The organism is Pseudomonas sp. S3E12 (assembly GCF_001702295.1).
Lineage (GTDB): Bacteria > Pseudomonadota > Gammaproteobacteria > Pseudomonadales > Pseudomonadaceae > Aquipseudomonas > Aquipseudomonas marginalis.
Map to the genome: position 1 here is coordinate 150,157 of NZ_MBDT01000035.1, position 20,825 is coordinate 170,981.

Annotated in this window: 11 protein-coding genes; 4 read left to right on the forward strand and 7 right to left on the reverse strand. The window is 63.8% G+C overall.

Going from position 1 to position 20,825, the window contains the following annotated elements; genetic code table 11:
• Positions 1-180: 180 nt before the first annotated feature.
• Genes BB029_RS29930 through BB029_RS29940 form a run of 3 tightly spaced genes read right to left on the reverse strand, consistent with a single transcriptional unit; the run spans position 181 to position 9,734 of the window.
• Positions 181-4,836 carry a hypothetical protein gene (locus BB029_RS29930; protein WP_065942016.1) on the reverse strand — a complete coding sequence of 1,552 codons (4,656 nt, stop codon included), beginning with the start codon at positions 4,834-4,836 and terminating at the stop codon, positions 181-183.
• 42 nt (positions 4,837-4,878) lie between these two features.
• Positions 4,879-9,084 carry a hypothetical protein gene (locus BB029_RS29935; RefSeq protein ID WP_065942017.1) on the reverse strand — a complete coding sequence of 1,402 codons (4,206 nt, stop codon included), beginning with the start codon at positions 9,082-9,084 and terminating at the stop codon, positions 4,879-4,881.
• Entirely contained in the window at positions 9,081-9,734 is a 654-nt protein-coding gene (locus BB029_RS29940) for a hypothetical protein (protein ID WP_065942018.1), read from the reverse strand. Before BB029_RS29940 ends, BB029_RS29935 begins: the two co-directional genes overlap by 4 nt.
• Positions 9,735-9,874: 140 nt before the next feature.
• On the opposite strand from BB029_RS29940, the gene BB029_RS29945 reads away from it, so the two are divergent.
• The 4 genes from BB029_RS29945 (at position 9,875) to BB029_RS33980 (ending at position 11,959) form a co-directional block, all read left to right on the forward strand.
• A complete protein-coding gene (locus BB029_RS29945; RefSeq protein WP_065942019.1) occupies positions 9,875-10,165 on the forward strand; it encodes a DUF5629 family protein in 291 nt (96 codons plus the stop codon).
• A complete protein-coding gene (locus tag BB029_RS29950; RefSeq protein ID WP_065942020.1) occupies positions 10,152-11,327 on the forward strand; it encodes a lactonase family protein in 1,176 nt (391 codons plus the stop codon). The genes BB029_RS29945 and BB029_RS29950 overlap by 14 nt, the downstream gene beginning before the upstream one ends.
• A gap of 156 nt (positions 11,328-11,483) precedes the next feature.
• Complete coding sequence (locus BB029_RS29955; protein WP_027608577.1) at positions 11,484-11,663, forward strand: hypothetical protein; 180 nt, start codon at positions 11,484-11,486, stop codon at positions 11,661-11,663.
• A gap of 170 nt (positions 11,664-11,833) precedes the next feature.
• Positions 11,834-11,959 (forward strand): hypothetical protein, encoded by a 126-nt coding sequence (locus BB029_RS33980; RefSeq protein ID WP_256097795.1) that lies wholly within the window; start codon positions 11,834-11,836, stop codon positions 11,957-11,959.
• On the opposite strand, the gene BB029_RS29960 is transcribed toward BB029_RS33980, so the two are convergent.
• The 4 genes from BB029_RS29960 to BB029_RS29975 form a co-directional block, all read right to left on the reverse strand.
• A complete protein-coding gene (locus tag BB029_RS29960) occupies positions 11,956-12,549 on the reverse strand; it encodes a glutathione S-transferase (RefSeq protein WP_065942021.1) in 594 nt (197 codons plus the stop codon). The genes BB029_RS33980 and BB029_RS29960 overlap by 4 nt on opposite strands.
• Positions 12,546-16,184, reverse strand: a complete 3,639-nt coding sequence (locus BB029_RS29965; protein ID WP_065942022.1) for an AAA family ATPase — start codon at positions 16,182-16,184, stop codon at positions 12,546-12,548. Before BB029_RS29965 ends, BB029_RS29960 begins: the two co-directional genes overlap by 4 nt.
• The gene (locus BB029_RS29970; protein WP_065942023.1) at positions 16,181-17,422 is read right to left on the reverse strand and encodes an exonuclease SbcCD subunit D C-terminal domain-containing protein; all 1,242 of its coding nucleotides are present in this window, start codon (positions 17,420-17,422) and stop codon (positions 16,181-16,183) included. Before BB029_RS29970 ends, BB029_RS29965 begins: the two co-directional genes overlap by 4 nt.
• A 107-nt stretch (positions 17,423-17,529) precedes the next feature.
• Positions 17,530-20,610 carry a hypothetical protein gene (locus tag BB029_RS29975; protein ID WP_065942024.1) on the reverse strand — a complete coding sequence of 1,027 codons (3,081 nt, stop codon included), beginning with the start codon at positions 20,608-20,610 and terminating at the stop codon, positions 17,530-17,532.
• Positions 20,611-20,825 lie beyond the last annotated feature (215 nt).

Genomic DNA, 20,825 nt, shown 5'->3' on the forward strand with positions numbered 1-20,825 from the left:
GAGCAGCGAGCGGGCTTGTCCCAATTCCAGGTAGGAGCGAGCTTGCTCGCGAAGCACTCAGGGCCATCGCGGTTATCGAGAATGAACGCGTTGCCTGGGCGTTTTTCGCGAGCAAGCCCGCTCCTACCTGGCATTGTGGCAAGTCCCCACGCTACAACAAGCGGGCCTGCCACAGTCTTATCAGCGGGCCAGCGGCAGGAACCAGCGCTGCGCCAGCGCCTTGCCGATCAAGCCGCGATGCACATCCACCACGGCCTGTGGGCTTTGGGCCCTGGCCAGTTGCGAGTAGTAACTGACCCGGCGCTGTTCGCGGGTCTTCAGGTGGGCGGCGGTGTAGGCCTGCTTGGGCGTGTCGGCTGCCGGATAGTGGAAGTGGGCGTACCACAAGGGGTAGCCACCCTGGTCGTTGATCGCATATTCCTGGACAAAGTCCCTTCGTTCACCGCTCAGCTGGATACGCTCGCCCAGCAGCGCCATGTTCGCGCGCTTTTGCTCGATCAGGAACTCCAGGCTGCCGTGGGTAGGGGGGAGCTCAAGGCACAGTTGAATACGCAGGGCCAGGCCGCGCTCACTCAGGCGTGCCGCCGCCTGGCGCATGTCACGCTCCAGGTTCTGGTCCGCGAGCGTGCGGGCCTCGGCCGATTGGGCCTGGATGGCCTGGTGCAGTTCGGTCGCCAACTTGTCGTAGCGTACCGACTCATACTGCAGCACCTCCTGGACCTCTTCTGGATGCCGGGAGATTTTCTTGTATTGATCGCCGCGTTTCAGGTGTTCTTCCAGCATGCCCAGCAGTTTGCGCGCTTCTCCCCTGACCAGGCTCAGGCTGCGGGCAGTCGGCGCGGTGGGTGAGGGCGGCGACTCCTTGAACTCGATCCATTGTTCGCCCCGTTGCGAGTAGGTGCCCAGCACCTCGCCCGTGACTTCCGAGCGAACCTCCACGGTTTCTAGCGTACCCAGCGGTTTGACCTCGCCGATAAAAGTGCCTTTTTTCGAGGTGCGGATGACCTTTTTCTGCGGTCTGCCCACCGCCGTCGGGCTACGCCGGCTCGGGCGCGGGGCGGGTTGGGCAAGCGGCTTGATTTCACTGGCCAGCTGCCTGGCGGCCTCCTGGTACAGCTCCTCCACCAACTTGACCAGCTTGGCGAAATAGTCGCCGTCGAACTCATCGGCGTTGACGATGCCAACCCCCTGCAACGAGTCCAGCCCCCGACCATAGTGCTCCACCAGGCTTTCCAGCACGTTGACGCGTTCCTCTGCCGACAGTTCCAGGTCGTTCAGGTCACTGTGGGTACGCAAGTGCTCCTGGAGCGGCTCAAGGATATCGATCAGCACGCCCACCAAAGGGTGATCAGGCTGTTTATGGGTCATCAGCTCATAGTTGCGCATCAGCAGGTCCTTGACGGCCAGCACGCTGATTTCCTGCGGGCGTTCCGCGGTCAGGCGAATGTAGTCTTCCGCGCTGGCGGTGCCGAGGTTGAACAACTGCTCGAGGTAGCGATCGCGCAGTTCGAGCCAGTACGCCGAGCGTTCATTGATGGCAATCATTGCGCGGATGAACTGGCGGTAGGCCGGGAAATCGGTCAGCACCGCTTCGGCCAGGCGGCCTCCCTTGGTGGTGAAGCGCGGGTGGTTGCGGTAGAGCGCTGCGCGGTCTTTTTCGGCCACCACCACATGTTTGCGCGCGTTGTTGACAATGTTTTCCAGCAGGCTCGCCACCGACCGGGGCGGCAGGGCAATCCCCAGCCTGCTGCGTTCCGGCAGGCTGTCCAGTTGCTGCTGGTAAGCCTGGGTCTGTTCCAGCAGTGCGGTATCGAATCGTTTACGACTGTCGGCTTGCTGCGCTTCGGTGAAACGTGGGTCCTCCGCGGTTCTGGTCATCACCGCCAGGATCACGTCGAGCTGACTCTGCACGGTCACCTGTGCCTGGACGAACTGTTCGAAGCTCTTCTTCAGTTCGCTGATGCGCTGTGCCTGGCGCTGGCGTTCGGCGGCAATCCGTTTGGGCGGCATGCCGCCACGCAGGCGCAGGCGGGTGTCAACCGACCACACCCCGTGGCCGTCAGTGCGCAAGTAGGGGCCGCTCTGGGGCGCGTCGCCAGGCGTCACCACACGGATATCGCCCGTTGGCTCCAGGGCAACCTGCAGCCACGCGTCTTCCACCAGGGCATACCAGCTGTTTTCGACGGGGTAGAGCCCCCGACGTGGCCCGTTCAACACCGGCTGGGGCAGGGGCGTTGGGCGAGGGGTACTGAAACTGGCGAGGCGGCGGCGCTGGATCGTGGTCAGGCGCGGGCGAGCCTGGGTAAAACTCAAGTCCAGCACGCTGTTGTCCACCCGCTCCAGCGCACCGGGCAGGATAACCGCGCCTTCGCGGATGGCGGGCGGGGGCGGTTGCGGCCACTGCTCGGCGATCCACGGGGCCAGGGGCGGGGGCAACGCTTGGTCCTTGAGCCCGGCCGCCAGCTCGGGGGACGCGGGGGTGACTACGGGCACGGTTTCGAACAACAGCAACCCCAGGTTGAGCAGCAGGTCGACGCTGGCCAATTCGCGCGCTTGCGGGTCTTCGGAGGCCAGCGCCGGAATGTCCTCGCCCAGGCTGGCCATCAGGCCCCACAGCCAGCCGGTCAGCATGGCCGGCCCACGCAGCAGCGGAAGCAACAGGTTGCCGAACAACAGGCTGCTGCCCTCGCGCAGCACCTGCCAGCGGCTTTCGCTGTTGGACACCGATTCGCGATTGGCCTGTTCGACCAGGGCCCGGGCGTGATCACTGTACAGGTACGTCATCAGGCGCCCGGTCACCAGGCACTGCTGCAACTCGTCATTGATGCCATCGGCGGCCAGCGTGGCCGGGGCCGGCCTGTGCAAGGGGGCAAACTCGTCGCCCTGGCCAAAGCGCAATGAGTGGGGCTCGCGGAACCCGCCATTGGCGTAGATCGGCCGGGCCCTGTCATTCAGCCAGGTCAGTACGCTGTCCTGCAGCGGCCCGGTTTCGGCGATGGCCTCCAGCAGCGCCTCACGGCTGGCAAACTCCTGCAGCGCTTCGGCATACAGCGGGCGATACAACAAATGGGGGCCGCCGCCGATGTCCTGCGGCTCGATCAGGTACATGGCGCTGACCGTGTCCGGATGGGCACCGGGCGCCGACAGCAGGGCCAGGTGACGGATCACCACCGGCTGTTGGTCGACCTTCTGGTTGGCGGCGTCCGGCTCCATCAATGCAGCCACCAGGCGTACGCCTTTGGCGCTCAGGCCGGCTTGTTGCTTGAGGGCCAATTCGAGGGCCAGCAACGGCAATTGCACGGCCTGTTGTTCGGCGAACAGGGTTTCGCGCTGGCGTGCCTCGGGGCTTTCACCCAGCCAATGGGCTTCCAGCAGGCGCGGGTAGTGCTGGCCGATGTCCACGCGCGCCACCGGGCCGTCGGCTCCCATCAGGTAGTCGGTGGTCAGCCACGCCGGCAATGGCAGGCCGTGACGGTGGGTGAGGGTCACGCTGCCGCTGGGGCGGCTGGACAAGTTGTCGATGGCCAGGTCGGTCAAGCTCATGCGTTCATGGCGGATGATCCCGGAGGTGCCTGGGTAGCCGGCGGCGATGGTGAAGGTCAGTTGCAGGTCATCGGGGTGCAAGGCGCCGACGGAGGGCGGTGCGAGGGCCGAGCTGCCCAGGGTCACGGCATCCTGCTGCAAGGCCTGCAACAACGCCTTGACGGTGTAGGTGCGCAGGTCATCGATCTGGCTGAAGGCCGTACGCCCCGCCGCGCGCCGTTTGGCGCCGGCCATGGCGAGGGCGTAGCGCCGATACGTGGCCTGGTCGTCGGCGTCGGCGTCGCGCAGCCAGGCCGGCAGGTGCTGGCGCAGGGTGTCCAGGGCCTGGGGCGGGGCGGCGGGCGTGTCGCGGAAAAACCGCCCCGGATCGGTGATCTCGGCGTACAGCGCCTGCCAGGTACTGAACGGCTGGCCGGTGGGCAGGCGCAGGTTGCCGAGGTCTTCGAGCTGGCGATCGAGGATCATCGACGCCTGGTGCTCGAAGATATCGCCATCGGGCTCGTAGCGTTGAATCAGGATGTCGTCGACCTGGTACTGGCGGCTCAGTCGCTGCCCACAGGCCTGTATCAGGGCGTCCATGCTCGGGAAAACCTCGGCGGTGCGCTGCGGGTCACACAGCACCACCGAGACCTTGCCGTTGACGGCGCGAATCAATGCCAGCTGCGGCCCCATCCGTGTGACCGAGCGTTCAGCGTGGGTGAGGGTGGCTTGCAGGGCGTAGGCAAACACCGCATTCACGCCATGCCGCGCAAGGCGGGCCTCGCGGTCAGGGCAGTCGATCAATTGTTCCAGGGTTTCCCTGGCGGGTTGGTCCAGGCCGGCCTGGCCCAGGGCGCCGATGCGCAGGGTGTCCCGCAAGACGCCGGCCAGCCAGTGCCAGGGGCCGGTGTCCCAATACGCCGCCAGCGCATTTTGCAGGGCGATGGGCAGCGTTTGCGGCAGTTCGCCGACCCGCTTCGCGATGACCTGCATGTCGAGTTTTTCCTCGGTCAGGCCGGGCAGTTTCAGGCGTTTGGGCGGCTCGTCCGAGAGGTACCAGGGCGAGCCGTTGACCTCGCTGAAATCCAATGGCGCACCACTGGCCAGGGCATCGTGGACCACCGGCATAAAGGGCTGCAGCAGCCAGCCGCGGCGTTGTGGCCGGGCCAGGCGGGTGTGGCGCAGGTCCAGGCTGAGGCTGGGGTACGTGTCGCCGATGGCCGTGGCGAGTTGCTCGCGGATCACGGTTTCCAGCGCCGGGCGCTGGGTGAAGCGCGCACTGACGGCGTGGGCAATAGGGTCAGGTAGTTGCATAAAAATCCTTTCAGGCGATGCGATGCCATGCATAGCGGGGTTTCAGGCGGGAAGCAGGCTCAGGAACAGACGCTGATCCAGCGGTGCCGTGATCGGGTTGTACAGGTCGCGCACGATGCTTCGGTTATCTGCCCCGGCCTGGGCGATCAGGTCCCGGAGGGTGACAAACCGCTGTTCGGGGCGCTTGAGATGGGCCGCCGTATAAGCGCCCGGCGGGCTGTCGGCCTGGCTGTAGTGAAAGTGCGCATACCACAGCACCGTGAGGCGGTTTTTCTCGCGCACGGCGAACTCCGACACATAGTCCTTGGCGGCGGTGCGTTGCGGCCCGTGGACCAGGCCGATGTCGACGGCGGCATGGGCGCGCAGGAACTCGATGTTTTCCTGGCGCGGGCGCTGGGCCTTGTAGCCTTCGATGCAATGCTGGCGGCCTTGGCTGCGCAACTCGTCGGCGCGCAGGCGCAGGCGCTCGACGGTCTGGAGCACGTCCGGCTTGTCGGCCGCGTGGCTGGACAATTCTGTCGCGACCCTGTCGAGGCGCTCGGCCTGGTGCGCGAGCATGTCGTGCCAGTCACGCGGGTTGAGGTCATCGCGACGCGTGGGGTCGCTGAGTTTGCGTTTCTGGAATTCGATGGAGCGCTCGATGGCCGGCACTTCTTCCTGCAACCGTTGCGCCTGGGCGCGCAGTGTGGACAGCGCCGGTGCCTGGGATGGCTCGGCGGGGCGGCTGGGCCTGGCCTCGACAATTTCCACCCAACCCTCGTTGGGATGCTCCATGAAACGCCCGCTGACCTGCTGGGTAATGGGGTTGCGGGTCACGATGGTGGGGAAGGGCTGGTCACGCTGCGCCGGCTCCAGGTCACCCACCAGGGTGCCCTTGTCCCGCGACTTGAACACCCGTTTGGTTCTTGACGCGACCCGCACCGGTTTGAAGGCCCCCGGTTGCGGCGGCAGGAATTCATCTTCGCGCAGCAGCGCCGCCAGGTCGGCCTCGGCGCTGTCGCGCACGGTGTTCAACCGCTCGATCAGCAGCGGCATGTAGCGTGGGTGCGCCAGGGGCGAGTCGAGTTCCAGCAGGCTCTGGTAAATCTGCAGGCGCCGGTTGTAATGCCTGACCAGGTTGGTCAGCACCTCCTTGCGTTCGGTCGTAGTGAAACCTTCGGTGGTCAGCAGGTCCAGGTGGGAGTCTTCCAGGGCAGACAGGGAGGATTGCAGGTGCTCATGGCGCGCGAGGAAATAGTGCTCCTGCGGGGTAGTGGCCGGGATCGTTTGGTCGATGCTCAACTCGGTGAGCACATCCAGGGATTCGAGGGTGGCATTGAGGCGGTTGTAGAACCGGCGCTTGGGATGCCCGTTGAGGTAATTCAGGCGCTGGGCCGCGCCGGTTTTCAAACGTGCGGCCATCGCCTCCAGGGTGTCCTCGATGGCAATCATCGCCTGGGCATGGCGCTCGGACACGGCAAAGTTGGTTTCCAGCAGGTCGTTGACATAGCGCAGCGCCTGCACATCCTGGGCGCTGCCTTGCAGCTCGATCAGCGATTCGCCCTGCTCGGACACAAACGTGGCCAGGTACAGGGACGACAACTGGCTGACGCGAATTTCATCGGTGGCCAGGATCGACTGGTATTGCTCCACACACTGCCCTTCGTAGTCGAAGCGGCTGTCCACGGCTTTCATCCGCCCGTAGGCCTCGATCAAGGCGCGCCGCTGTTGCAGCAACTCGGCGGCGGCCGCGTCGAAGCGCTCCTGAAACACCTGGAACCCGGCCCTGGCCCGGGAGCGCTGGGCGACGCTGGCGAGGTGCTCGGCCACCCGCGCCGGGTCGTCAGGTGCGCCGCGCAAGCGGGTGCGGGCCAAACCCAAGGCGTTATGGGCCTGCTCGAACTTCTGCCGGGCGGCATCCAGCACCTGGTCGATAGGCTGCAGGCGTTTGATCAGGCCGCTGACCTCATCACTGATGCGATTGATCTCCTCCGACGCTTGGGTGCGCTGCTGGTCGATGTGCGCCAGCTTGGCCTTGAGGCGGTTTTTCGGCCCGCCGCCGCGCAGTTTCAGACCCAGGTCCAGGCCCCATTGGCCCTGGGCATTGCGCACCAGCACGAAGCCTGGATGCTGCGGTTTTTGCGGATGGATCAGCCACACCTCACCCAGGTCCGCTGCGATGTTTACCCGAAACAGCAGGCCGCCCACCGAGGCATGCCATTGCTGGTCGATGCGGTACAGCCCTTTGAACACACCGGCGTCCAGCGGCTCGGGGGCCGGCACCGGCCATGGCACATGCAGTTCGCGCAGGGCTTCGAGCAGGCGCCGGCGGCTGGCGTCGCGGGCGTTGGAATGGACAAAGTCAACCAGGGTGCGGTCGCCGGCCGGCGGCTCCGCGGGCAGGCCCACCGGCCCCAGTTCCACTGGGGTGACCGGAAGTGGCGCAAGGCCTGGCGGGCGCTGCAGGGCCGCGAGGGTGGCCGGCAAGGCGGGCTCCGAGGGTAACTCGAGGGTCGGGTGTTGCCGGGGGGCCATGTGCAGCAGGATCAGGCCGATGTTGAGCAGCACGTCGACCCAGGCCAGCTCGCGGGCGGCGGCGTCGTCGCCGTGCAGGGCGGCCATATCGTGCCGCAGGCTGACCGCCAGTTGCACCATCCAGCCTGCAACCAGCGCCGGCCCGCGCAGCAGCGGCAACAGCAGGGCGTTGAACAGCAGCCAGCCACCCTCGAGCAACACCGCCCAACGGCTTTCGGCATTGGACACCGCGTCGCGGTCCGCCAGGTCCACCAGCGCCCGGGCGTTGCTGCCGTAGAGGTACTGGGTCAGGTTGCCGGTGGCCAGGCATTGCGCCAGGGAACCCTCGACTTCGCTGCCATTGAACTCCTGTACCAACTGCGCGGGCGGCGGCGCCGGCCACTGCACCGTGTCGTCGCCCTGGCCGAAGCGCAGGATATGCGGGCTGCGGAAGCCGCCATGGCTGTAGATCGGCCGGGCCTTGTCGCTCATCCAGGCCAGCACGCTGTCTTGCAGTGCACCGGGCTGGGCGATGGCGTCGAACAGGGCCGCGCGGCTGGCGAATTGCTGCAACGCGTCAGAGTACAGCGGGCGATAGAGAATCGACGGCCCGGCGTCGATGTCACGGGGTTCGATGATAAACATGTTGCCGACGATATCCGGCACGGCAGCGGGCTTGCGGGCGAAGGCCAGCGGGCGCATCACGATGTCGAGGGTGTCGACCACGCGCCCCGCCGCGCTGGCGTGCAGCACCGCCTTGACGTAGCGATACCCCAGGAAGCTGAAGCCCTGTTGCCCTCGAATCGCCAATTCCAGGGCCTGGTGCGGCAGTTGCACGGTCAGCGCCTGGCCGAACAGCGTCTCACGCCGGCGCACCTGCGGGTTGTCGCCCAGCAGCAGGTCGCGCAGTTGTTGCGGGTAGCGCCGGCCGATATCCACTTGGCGGATCAGGCCGGGCGTGCTGTGGAACAGGCCTTTTTCCCCGAGGATATAGTCCTCGGTCAGCCAGGCCGGGAGGGCGGCCCCGGACGTGTCCTGCAAGGTCATGCGGCCGTGCGGCGCGGCGGCGAGGTTCTTGATCGCCAGCTCGGTCAGGCCCAGGGTCACCGGTGCCAGGTAGCCGCTGTGCAAGTCACCCACCGGGACATGGAAAGTCAGCCGCAGGTTGTCCGGTTCCACGCTGGAGTCGGGGTGGTCGCGGCGCATCTGCTCGCGCAGGGTGCGGGAGGCAAAGGCCGGCAGGCTCTCGACCCCGTCCAGGAACGACGCCCCGGCCTGTTGGCGCTGCAAGCCTGCCTGTTCCAACAGCCCTTGGCGATAGGCGAAACGCTGCTGGGCATTGGCGCTCTGCAGCCAGGCGGGCAACGCCGTCTGGATGGCGTCCCGATGTGTCGGGTCGGGTGCCGGCGCAGCGACAAAGACGGCGCTGGGGTCTGTCGCCAGGGCAAAACGCTGCTCCAGGCTGCGCACGCCGTCGGAGGCGGGCAGGGCGATGGCTTCGAGGTCATCCAGTTGCTGGTTGAGCAACAGGGCGGCCTGGGTATCGAAGAGATTGCCATCGGGCTCGTAGCGCCTGACCACCACCTTGTCGACCTGCAACCGCTGGCTCAGGCGTTGGCCCCAGGCCTGGGTGAAGACCTCCAGTGAGGCGAATGGCTCGACGCTGCCCGACGCCTGGCACAGCAAGGCCTGGTGGCCTTGCACCAACAGCAGGTCGCTGCTCAGCAGGCGGGCTTCACGGCCGTGTCGGATCACACAGGCTTCCAGGCAGTAAGCATGCACAAACCACTGGCCCCGGCCTGGCGTTCACGCCGGTCAGGCTGGCGGGTCACGCTGTCCAGCATGTTCCGAGGTGTGCCGGCGGGCAGCAGGCTGGCGCTGCTTTTGAGGGTGTCCGCCAGTAGATCGCCAAGCCATTGCCAGCGGCTGGTGCCGGTGTCGGCAGCGCCGTTCCAATAGGTGGCCAGGGCTTGCTGAAAAGCGATGGGCAGGGTGAAGGCCAGGTCCAGGATCAGCCGTTCGATCACCGCCATGTCCGGCTCGCGGGGACCATTGGCCTCATAGGTCAAGCGCGAGGGCGGGCGCTGGGACAGGAAGCAGCGGCGTTGGTCGACCACCTGGGTCAGGTTCAGGGCCGTACCATTGCCCAGGTGCTCGAGGACCACATCGGTCAAGCGCCTGAGGTCCCAGCCGCGCCGCTGGTTGGGGGTGGCCAGCTTGAGGGTGGGCACGTCCAGGGGCAGCGCCGGGAACTGTTCCTGCAGGCGTTCGTGCAGGTGCCGTTCCACCACCTGGCGTAACGTCGGGCGTGTGGCGAACTGCTGGGCGACCGCCAGGGCCGGGGTGTTGCTGCGGTGTGCGAAGTACAGCGGCCCCGCCGGCGGGGCGTTTGAAGTGTCTGGCATAGGAGATTCCATTCTGTGGGGGAGTTCGCCCCCAGAATGGCAAGCGCCGGCCGCTGCCGTGCGGTAGCCCGCTATCGCGACACGACGGCGTGGCCGGATTGGCCTATCATCAGCGTTTTTTCCAGCGATGAATGAGCCTGATGACTGCCGCTTCCCTGCTTACTGAACTCCACACCAGCGACATGCTCGAAATCGATGGGCTGCATGCCTTTGATTTCAGCCTCGACGATCAACAGCTGCTGATCAAGAGCATGGACGGCCGGGCCGAGAAACGTTGGTCCTTCAGCCTGGCACAGGTGCAGGCCGCGACCTTTGATGATGCCTTGCAAAGCTGGACCCTCACCGGTGATTCGGGCGAGCACCGCCTGGTGTGCATGGCCGCCTTCACCGGCAACAATAACGACGAGGAAGACGAGCATGATGATGCGTAAATTCTGGCCGCTGCTGATGGCCGGCAGTGTGGGGGCGATGTCGGTGCAGGCTGCACCGGCGGACACCTATGAGTTGCTGGTGGGCAGCTACACCGCCGGCTCCAGCGAAGGCATTTATCGCCTGCAATTCGACAGCCGCACCGGGCAGTTCCAAGGCAAGCCGGTACTGGCGGCGAAGTCCGCCAACCCTTCGTGGCTGACCGTCTCCAAAGACCAGAAGCACCTGTTTGTGGTCAATGAAAACGGCCCGGGCCAGCAAGACCCGGTCGGCCGCGTCAGCAGCTACCGCATCGACCCGAAGAATCATCAGCTCACCCTGGTCAATCAGGTGCAGAGCCTGGGCAACGAGCCGACCCATTCCAGCGTCGCGGCGGATGGGCGCTACCTGTTTGTCGCCAACTATTCGGTGCTGGAAGATCCGGGCGGCAGCCTGGCGGTGCTGCCGGTGGATGCCGAGGGCAAGCTGTCGGCACCGGTGCAGTTGAGCGCACACCCGGCCAGTCGCGTGAACCCTGAGCGCCAGGCCTCCAACCATGTGCATTCGGTGGTGTCGTCGCCGGATGGCAAGTACGTGTTTGTGCAGGACCTGGGCGCGGACAAGCTGTTCGCCTATCGCTACGACCCCAAGGCCAACCACGAGCTGCCGCTGACCCCGGCCGATCCGGCCTTTGTGCCACTGCCACCGGGCAGCGGCCCGCGTCACCTGTTGTTCAGCGCCGATGGCAAGCATGCCTGGCTGACCACCGAGATGAGCGCCCAGATCGCGGTCTTCGATTACACCGATGGCAAGCTCAGTCAGACGCAATTGGTGGACTTCGCCGCCGGCCAACCGGTATCCGACAAGGCCGGCGCCGCACTGCACGCCTCCAGCGATGGCAAGTTCCTGTACGTGAGCAATCGCGGCACCGCCAACCAGATCATCGTATTTGGCGTGGACCCGGCCACCGCCCACCTCAAGGAGCTGCAGCGCCGCAACGTCGAAGGCGACCACCCGCGGGAGTTCAGCCTCGATCCGAGCGGCAAGTTCCTGCTGATCGCCAACCAGAAGAGCAACGAAATCGTGGTGGTCGAACGTGACCCCAAGACCGGCCTGCTGGGTAAAACCGTGCAGAAACTGCCGATCGATGCCCCCAGCGACCTCAAGTTCCTGGTGCGTCAATAAGCCACAGGCCCCGCCATGCGGGGCCTGACCCTTAGTATTAATTGTATTAATAGCGGCTACTGTTTCAAAGCATTTCTAAGGTTCAACCCTCGGGCGTAAGTTGGGTTCCAAGGCCTTCCCCGGCCACCCAACCGAACGAACATAAGGGTTACCGACATGAACTTGAATCTCTTCTCCGTCATCGCCGCCTCCGCCGTTTCCGCTACCGTGGCCCTGCCTGCCGCCGCGAGCGTGGAAGTCAGCGGCAAAAAATCCAGCACCAGCGCCTACACCCAGAAATACCTGCAACAAAGCGCCAACTTCTACGCCGCCCTGGATCACAAGACCCAGCAATGAGCGCTGATTGACCCTGCACACAAGCAGACGCCAAACCACTGGAACGTAAACGCGCGTTCGAGTGGTTTGGCGTTTGTGCATCTGTCGAAGTAAAAATGAGGTAATGGCGCATTGCCATATGTTTAAATTGACGCTTAAATATTGACGCGCTCTTTTATGGAATCGACAGCATGGCACTTCGACTCGCCGCACTTATCCTCGCCCTTTATTCCACCCCGATCCTGTCATCCGTGCAATTGACGGACGGCGAACCGGAGATCGCTCGGGAGCGGTTGTTGAGCCTGATCGAAGGCTAAGCCTTCGCCATCACGCCGATAAACAGTGGCGATTGCAGGAATTCTTCCAACCAGCGTTGCAACGCTTTGTACGGCGTACCGGCAAACCATTCGCGGTCCACGTGGGCAAACTGCCGTATAAACGGCGCCAGCGCCATGTCCGCCAGGCCAGGGTGGTCGGCCAGCAGATAGGCGCGCTGGGCCAGCAACCCCTCGAGCTTCTGCAAGAACACCTCGCCTTCGGCTCGATAGTGTTCCATCGGCTGCTCGGGATAGCGTTCGGGGTACTTGTATCGATTCAAGTGATGCTTGAAGGTTGAATCGTTCTCGGCGATCAGCTCAAGTACCGCCGGATCGCCCTGCAATAACCAGTTATCCGGGTCGTGCCGGGTCAAGGCCCATTGCATGATCGCCAGGCTCTCGTCGATCACCGCGCCATCCACCACCAGCACCGGCACCGTGCCCTTGGGCGACAGTGCCAGCATCTCCGCCGGCTTGGCCTTGAGGCTCACCTCGACAATCCGCACCGCCACCCCCGAGTAGCGCAGCGCCAGGCGTGCGCGCATCGCATAGGGGCAGCGCCGGAACGAATACAGAAGCGCCAAGCTCACTTGACCTCCAGGGTGCTCAGGCCATTGCCCTGGCGCTTGACCTGGATCTGCACCGGGATGCGCTCGTGCATTTCCTGCACGTGGGAGATCACCGCCACCTTGCGCCCCTGGGCCTGCAAGCCGTCGAGGGCGTCCATGGCCAATTGCAGGGACTCGGGGTCGAGGCTGCCAAAGCCTTCGTCGATAAACAGCGATTCGATTTTCAAGGTGCTGGAGGCCATCGATGCCAGGCCCAGGGCCAAGGCCAGGGACACCAGGAACGTCTCGCCGCCGGACAACGAATGCACCGAGCGCAGTTCATCGCCCATTTCCGTGTCCATCACCAGCAGGCCCAACATGCTGCCGCCGCGCTTGAGACGGTAGCGGCGCACCAGTTGGCGCAGTTGCACGTTGGCGTGGTGCACCAGCAGGTCGAGGTTGTAGGCCTGGGCGATCTTGCGGAAGGTGTCGCCGGTGGCCGAGCCGATCAGTGCGTTGAGGCGTGCCCAGCGTTGCCACTCGTCATAGGCCTTGGCGATCTGTTCGGCCAGGGCACTGTTGGCGTCCTGGCGACGCTGGTCTTCGGACTGACGCGCGCGCAGTTCGGCGCAGTGTTTTTCGCCGTCGGCCAAGTGTTGATTGAGCGCAGCCAGGGCGCCGTCGAGTTGTTCGGCGTCCAGGTTGCCGTTGTGCAGGGCCTGGTGTTCGGCGAGGCGTTGTTCGCGTTCCTGCAGCAATACCTTGGCTTGCTCGACGGCTTTTTCGCTGCTGTGCAGATGCTCGCGCAGCGTGGCGATGTGTGTGTCATCGAACGCCAGCAGACGCGCCAGGCCGTCGTCGTCCAGCTCGGGGTGCAGGGCGCGCCATTCGGTGGTGCGGGCATCCAGGCTGTGCTGTTCGGCTTCGAAAGCGTGCTCGCGCTCCTGCTGGGCCTTGAGGTCGGCGGCCAACTGGATCAGTTGGTTGCGGATGTCCTGCAACTGCTGGTTGGCGTCCGTCTCGCTCTGGCGTGCCTGCACCACGGCGTGTTCCAGTTGTTGTTGCCAGTGTTCGGCGCTGGCGTGCTCGCCCAGCAAGGCCCCGAGCTTTTCCTGGGCGGCCTGTTGCTGCGCGGCCAGCTCGGTAAATTGTTGGTTCAGGGCCTCGAGTTGCTGTTGGCGATGCTGCTGGTGCGTGTGCTCTTTCTCGATGGCCTGGTGGCGTTCCTGCTGCTCGGCCAGCTCATCCTTCTGATGGCCCAGTTGTTCAAGGCGTTGGCTGACCTGCTGGTCCAACTGCATAAAGGTCGCGGCCGGGTCGCTGCGCAGGCCTTCCAGGGTGTCGGCGGGGAGCAGGCTGGCGAAGGCGTTGAGTTCTTCATCAAGACGCTCGCGGTCGTTGGACAGCTCGCGTTGCTGGTCCACCAGCAATTGGCGCGCCTGCTGGCTGGCGTCCTGGGCGGCTTGCAGTTGTTGCTGCAAGCGCCCGGCGTTTTGCTGCAGGTTGAGCAGGGCGCCCTGGCGTTGTTCGTCCTGGGTGATGCTTTGGCTCAGTTGGCTGAGTTGCTGGGCCAACCAATGGCTGCGTTTGGCTGCGTCCTGATTGAACAGCGAGGCCGCCAGTGGGTGCGCGTCCAGGCTGGGCTGGAGCGCCTGCTGTTGGGTGACCAGGTGTTCCTGTTGTTGCAGGAATTCTTTTTGCTGGGCGATCAGGCCGCCGACTTCACCGCGCAGTTCGGTGAGTTTTTCCTTGAGGGTATCGACCGCTTTCTGCGCCGTGGCCTCTTCGTTGTCGTCGTGGCGCCCGAGGCTCTGCAGCAGGGCTTCGGGCTGGTGGTACGGGTGTTCATGGCTGCCGCACACCGGGCAGGGCTGGCCGTCCTGCAATTGTTCGCGCAATTCCTCGACGCTGGCACTGCGCGCCAGGCGCTGGCGCTCCAAGAGTTGCTTGGTCACCGTCAGGGTCTGTTCAGCCACGGCCAGCTCGGCCTTGGTTTGCAGGCCGGTCTGGTTCAGATGGTCGCGTTGCCGGGCGGCATCGGCGAGCTTTTGCGTGAGGGCAACGGCTTGCTGTTCCAGCTGCTGCTGGCTGTCCCACAGGCGTGACAGGTCTTCGAAGGCGCGCTGCTGCTTGCGATTGTCCTGCAACAGGCTGGCCAGCAGTTGCACCTGTTCGGCCACGGCATGGGGTTCGGCGCCGGCTTCTTGATACAGCAGGTCGAGGGCTTCGCGTTGCTGGGCAAATTTTTCTGCGGCGCTGGTAGCACGCTGTTCAAGGTCTGGCAGTTCGGCCTGGCCTTTTTTCAGGCGATTACCGATCAGCATCAACTGTTGCAAGCGATCGCGGTAGGCGTTCCAGGCATCGCCCAACGGCGCGAGGGCGCTGCTGCGCTCCAGTTCGGCGGCGAGGCGTTGCAGGCGCTCGTCGACTTGTTTTTGCTTGTCGAGCAAGCCATTCAAGTTGGCTTGACCTTCAGTGCAGGCGGTTTGCGCCAACTGTTTTTCAGACGCAAATTTGCCCAGGCTCTCGGTCAGGTGGGCGAGGGTGTTTTGCGCATCGAAGGCTTGGCGTAGCAGGGGCGCGGCGGCAGTTTGTTGCTGCTGTGCGTCAACCAGCGCGGTCTGGGCGGCGGTCTGCTGTTGTTGCAGTTGCGCCTGGCGGGTCTGCAGTTCAGCCTGTTGCTCGGTGTGCTGCTGAATCTGCGCGGCCAGTGGCGTCAGCAAGGTGAGCAGTTCAGCCCTGCGCGCAAACTGATGGCGCTGCGGCGCCAGTTGGTCGAGGCGGCTCAGGTCCTGGCGCTGTGTGGCCTGGTTGTCCCACTCCGCTTGCGCACGCTGGAGCTGCTCCGTGGCACTGCGCTGGCGGTCCTGCCATTCGCGCAGTTCCTTGAGCCAGGTGTGCTGCAACTCCAATTGCTTGAGTTGGGCCTGTTGGGTCTTGAGCTGTTGCTGGGCCGCGTCGAATTGCCGGTCCAGTTCGGCGCGCGCCTCGGGGGCCAGGGGCACCACGCCGGTGGCCTGGTCCTGCAGGTGTTTGTGCGTATCCTTGGCCTCCTTGGCCTTGTCGAATGCGCGGCGGCCGAGCTGGGTGTACAGCGCTGTATCGGTGAGCTTTTCCAGCAGTTCACTGCGCTCATTGTCGTTGGCCTTGAGAAAAGCGCTGAACTCGCTTTGCGCCAGCAACACGGCGCGGGTGAACTGCTCGAAGTTCAGGCCCAGGGCCAGTTCCAGCTGGGTCTTGTATTCGGTCTTCTGGCTGGCCAGCAGTTGGTCGCTGTCCAGGTCGATCAGGCTTTGCCGACTGTTCTGCAACTTGCCGCTGGCCTTGTCGCGGGCGCGATTGGCTTCCCAGCGCGCACGGTAGCGACGGCCGCTGACACCGACAAAATCCACCTCGGCATACCCGCCACCGGTGCCGCGACGGATCAGGGTGCGTGGATCGCCGATGGAAATATCGCTGTCGGCATCCGGCATCTTGGCCTGGCCGGTATCGCCCAGGCGTGGCACGGCGCCAAACAACGCCAGGCACAGGGCATCGAGCAGGGTGCTTTTACCGGCGCCGGTCGGCCCGGTAATCGCGAACAGCCCGGCACTGGCCAGGGGCTCGGCGGTAAAGTCGATCTCGAACGGGCCGGCCAGGGAGGCGAGGTTTTTCAGGCGGATGGCAAGAATCTTCATGGCTGTTCACCTGCCTGTTGCACTTCCTGGAGCAGCACGGCGAAATCCTTCAAGGTCTGTTCATCTACTTCACTGCCGTAGCTGTCCTGCCAGGCACGGCTGAACAATTCCTGGGGCGTGAGCTGGTCGAGTTCGATCAGTGCGTCTTCGTTGCTGTCGTCTCGACGGCCTTGGCCGGCGTATTCGGCGGCGATGCGCACCAGGCGCACGGCCTTGCCTTGCAGGGCGGTTTCGATCTGTTGGCGCAGGTCCGGTTGCGGCTCGTCGAGGCGTACGCGCACTTCCAGCCAGGGGTGACGCTGGGTTTCGGCGAGCAGGTCGATGTCGGGCAACTCTGCCAGGGCCTTGAGGATGTCGGCCAGGGGCGCGGCTTCCAGGCGTTGCAGGTTGACCGAGCGGGGAATCAGCAGCGGTTCGACGCTGACCAGTCGTTCCCCCTGGAACGTCACGTCGAGGATCTGGTGCTTATAGCCAATTTCGGAAAATGACAGCGGTATCGGCGAGCCGCTGTAGCGAATGCGCTCCTCGCCATTGACCTTTTGCGGCTTGTGCAAATGCCCGAGGGCAACATAGCCGACACTTTTATCGAACAGTTTGGCCGGCAGCGCCTCGGCATTGCCGATGATCAGGCTGCGCTCGGAGTCTTCCGATACCGAACCGCCGGCCATGTGTGCATGGCTGATGGCAATCAACGCCTGGCCTTTCTTGCGTTTGGCGTTGGCCGCCGCGATCAGCCATTCATGGACCTGGCCGATACCGTGCAGGTAGTCGTCACCCAGGTGGGCACCGGTGACTTCCGCCGGGCGCAGGAACGGCAGCGCCAGGCACCACGCGGCGACCTTGCCCTTGGCATCCGGCAGGGGAATCAGCAGGCGTTCGGCGTCCAGCTGGCCGTCGTCCAGCCACAGCACGCGGCCCAGCGCATGGGTGCGCAGGCGCCGCATCAACGGCGCGGGCAGCTCGATCCGCGAGCCGGAGTCGTGGTTGCCGGCGATCATCACAATGGTCAGCTTGGGGGTTTGTTCGTGGGCGCTGATGATGAAATCGTACAGCCGTTCCTGGGCCTTGAGCGGCGGGTTGACCGTGTCGAAGATATCGCCGGCGATCAACAGCACATCGGGTTGCTGGGCCGCGATCTGACGCAGCAGCCACTCGAGGAAGCAGGCGTGTTCGAAGTCGCGTTCCTGGCCGTGGAGGTTTTGGCCAAGGTGCCAGTCGGAGGTGTGAAACAGACGCAAGGCGAACTCCGTGGGGAAGGTGAAAAAGGAGGGAGTTTACCTGTAAACCTGAAGGAGGGGGCTGATCGTTCCCGGGCGAGCTGGGAACGATCAGTTGTTTCAGTTAGTTACCGTTCCTTCATCGTGACTTGCCCGATGTAGAAGTCATTCCCGTCGCCACTGGCGATCGTGTTGTATAGACCAAGCCTTACCGACCCTGTGGTCGACGCAGTATAGACGCCAGTACCGGTGCGCCAGGTCGTTTGTCTTTGTGTGTTCACGGCTGAGCCGATAGCGCTGCCATTGACGGTGAGATAGATATTGGTTGCGTTTGCGCCCGTGGCTCGTATGGCGCGCAGTGAAAAGCTCAAGTCATAGGTCTTGTTGGCTTGTACCTGGACGGTATACGCGATGACCGGCCCGGAAAAGTTGTAAGGCCCGTCGGTATATGAGCCAATCCCAAGCCCTACGCCTTCATTGGCGATGTTGTTTGTGTCTCTGTATTGTCCATCTGGGCTCCAGCCGTGCCAGCTGCCAGTGGTGAAAGGCCATTCCATCGACAGCTTGCTCCGTTGCACAACGGTGTATGTCGTGATCGGAAAGGTGACGATGCTCTCGGCATCCAGGGTGCCATCGAATGTTGCCTGGAACGTCACATGGATGGGACTGTTGTTGGGGATCGACTCCAGCCAACTGCGCAGTACTGGCAGGTTATGCAGCCCATTCGCCGCCTCCGTTGATGTGAGCGGGTGTGCCGTCAACAGGTTCAAGTCATCTACGCCTGCGCTGCTGCAGGTCAGCCACACCCAATCGCCCGCCGCACTCAGGGGCCACTTGGCCACGGCGGCGGTCGCATCGCCGGCAATGGTGTTGAGGTTCAGCGTTCCGCCGGGAGCGATGTCGTTGATCCTTGGAAAGGGAAGTGGATTGGGCGTCAGCTCATCAAACGCCAGTACCCGCAAGCCCAGTATCTCGGAGTTTGTGAGGGCTCCCTGGCGGTGGACGCTATAGCCCACTCTGAGTACCTGCCCCAGATGAGCTGCGATATTCCTGCCGGAGGCATAGAAATCAACATACCCCAAGGACGGGTCGCCCGGCTTCGGTTTGATGGCCGGTATCGCGAAACCGGGCTTGCCGAACAGGAAAACGGTGATGTCATCGGTATAAAGCATCGGCGCATACCTCACGCGGATGGTGAACACCGCGGTTTGATCGATATGCAACGGATTCATCTGCGCAGTCGTCGGGCCTGTCTTCGTGGCTTCCAGCACTTCAGGTACATCCAAGGTCAGCATGGCACCGACTTTCATCACGACGGGATGGGATAACCGCGTGCGTGCACCCGTACGGGTGAGGGTGTAGTAAATACGCGCCGATCCGTTGAGATTGGCCAGAACATACTGGCGCTGGACGGTAAATGGCACGTCGCGGCCAACCCAGTGCGGCAATACCTGGAAGATGATGGGGGGCGCACTGCCGCCGCTGGCGCTACCTTCGAAGTACAAGGTGATGATGTCGCCGTCTTGTATATCGGTGTGTGCCCGGACCAGGATGCGTGCGTCACCGCTTGACTGGTCTGGATCGAACACATACTCGGGAGGCGGTGCCTGTTCCACGAATGGTTCAGGCAACGAGGCCTGGGGTAATCCGATATCGAGCAGCAGATCCTGCGAGGGGCGAGTTCCTTGGGCGTTAGTGACGGTATAAGAAAACCTGAGGGTACCCCCTTCGAGTTTGGCGATATCGCCGTTGATCCCGTTCACCAACCGGAAGGTGATAGGCCCCTCACCGGCCGCGTTGTAAACCTCGCGGTAATACCGCGAACCGTTGGCATACACGCCAACCAGGAACAGGGTGACCAGGTCGAAAGGGTCCTGGCCTGTGTATTCGTCAATTCTTACGGTGACATATGCCGATTCCGGCGGCAGGGTGGCGCCGTCCGGCGCCTCGTCCACGCGAGGTGCTGGCAAGCTGATGTTGATCGGTGTGCCGGTGACCTGCACGATAGTCGTGTGCGAGCGCCGGTTTGGAACGCCAGCGCGTATGCGCTCATAGGACAATTGCACACGCCCGCCCACCAGTGGCGCAAAATCCTCGAACGGGAAGGGGATGCGGGCATTGCGCCCGGTAACCGTGACGCGGTGTTCGTAGTAGGTGGTGACGCTCACCCCCTGCGCATTGCGGCCAATAGCCCTGACCCGAATCAGATCGCCGACCACATAGTCAAAGCGATGAACGGAGACTTCGATGGTGGCGTCTGCCCCCATCTGCTCGTCCACATCAAGGACGTCCGCAGGTGCTTCGTAGATGTAGCACTCAGGCAGCAGCGGTTCGGCGCCGTCATCCAGCTCGACCTCGATCAGCACCGCCGGTGACCAGCCTGGGGAATAGTTACCCACCTCATCGACGACTTCGTACTCGCAGACGTGGGAGCCGCTGCCGATCTGCGCCCAGGTGCCCGCATACACCCAGATTACAATCGGCTCGCGGCCGTCTGCCTCGCCTTCGGTGACCCGGTGGTTGAGGATAAATCCGCCAATGCTCAGGCGAATGCGGTCCCGCACCGTGCGGTAGGTGTTGGCGGGCCTGTTGATGTCGAGGGGGTAGAAGGGAATTGCCACCTTCACTCCCAGACCGGCTGCTGTTTCATCGACGAAGTCGGTATCCGGCTCGGGCGCGCCCAGGTTGGAGTGCCACGGCTCGCTAGGTATCGGATCCGGCCCGGCAGGCGCTACAGTGTCGATTTTGAGCCTGAAGCGGCGAGTCTCCTCCGTTCCGCCGAGCACTCGCGTAACCCGGAAAAAAACCGGTTCCACGGGGCCGTCTGTAAACCGCGTACGGGGGATGTACAACGGGATCTGTATGCCCTTGTCGGCTTGTTCCTTGGTCACCGTGTGAGTCGCCACGGGCGTGATGACATTGCGGTAGAACAGCTCGATGAAATCCAGTTGCGTCATGTCCAGATAGGGCAACAGGATGCACAGCAGACCCTCGTCGCGATGGTTGTCCAGGGCGGCCAGGTTGATCCCACCGTCGAAGCCGACCACAGGCGTGGTCATGCCGGGGATGTAAAGTGGGAGCTCGGAAAACGGCACGGGTGCGTGGTATTCGGGGGTGGCCAGGTCGAAAATGTCGTCAGACCCCGGTTCAGGATGTAAGGGCGGGCATACGGCGGGCAGCCGCGGGTTGGAGAGCTGTTCTTGATCCATGATCAGGCGTCCTGTGAGTAGCGAAATGACCCGTACTGGCGAGTGCGCGCGGCAGGTCGTACACAGGATTTAGCGTCAAATAGATGCGATTCAGCACCTGTCAGAATTGACAGTAGCGACGAGTGGGCAGTCATGAATGGAAGACACCTGTCGATGCCCGCACGCAGACACGTGGCGATGCACATCAACATGCAGCAGATTTTTACCGACAGACC

Excerpts from the sequence above, each read along its gene's own strand:
- BB029_RS29930 (WP_065942016.1), bottom strand. The coding sequence starts at position 4,836 with ATGCAACTACCTGACCCTATTGCCCACGCCGTCAGTGCGCGCTTCACC.
- BB029_RS29940 (WP_065942018.1), bottom strand. The coding sequence starts at position 9,734 with ATGCCAGACACTTCAAACGCCCCGCCGGCGGGGCCGCTGTACTTCGCA.
- BB029_RS29945 (WP_065942019.1), top strand. The coding sequence starts at position 9,875 with ATGACTGCCGCTTCCCTGCTTACTGAACTCCACACCAGCGACATGCTC.
- BB029_RS29950 (WP_065942020.1), top strand. The coding sequence starts at position 10,152 with ATGATGATGCGTAAATTCTGGCCGCTGCTGATGGCCGGCAGTGTGGGG.
- BB029_RS29955 (WP_027608577.1), top strand. The coding sequence starts at position 11,484 with ATGAACTTGAATCTCTTCTCCGTCATCGCCGCCTCCGCCGTTTCCGCT.
- BB029_RS33980 (WP_256097795.1), top strand. The coding sequence starts at position 11,834 with ATGGCACTTCGACTCGCCGCACTTATCCTCGCCCTTTATTCCACCCCG.
- BB029_RS29965 (WP_065942022.1), bottom strand. The coding sequence starts at position 16,184 with ATGAAGATTCTTGCCATCCGCCTGAAAAACCTCGCCTCCCTGGCCGGC.
- BB029_RS29975 (WP_065942024.1), bottom strand. The coding sequence starts at position 20,610 with ATGGATCAAGAACAGCTCTCCAACCCGCGGCTGCCCGCCGTATGCCCG.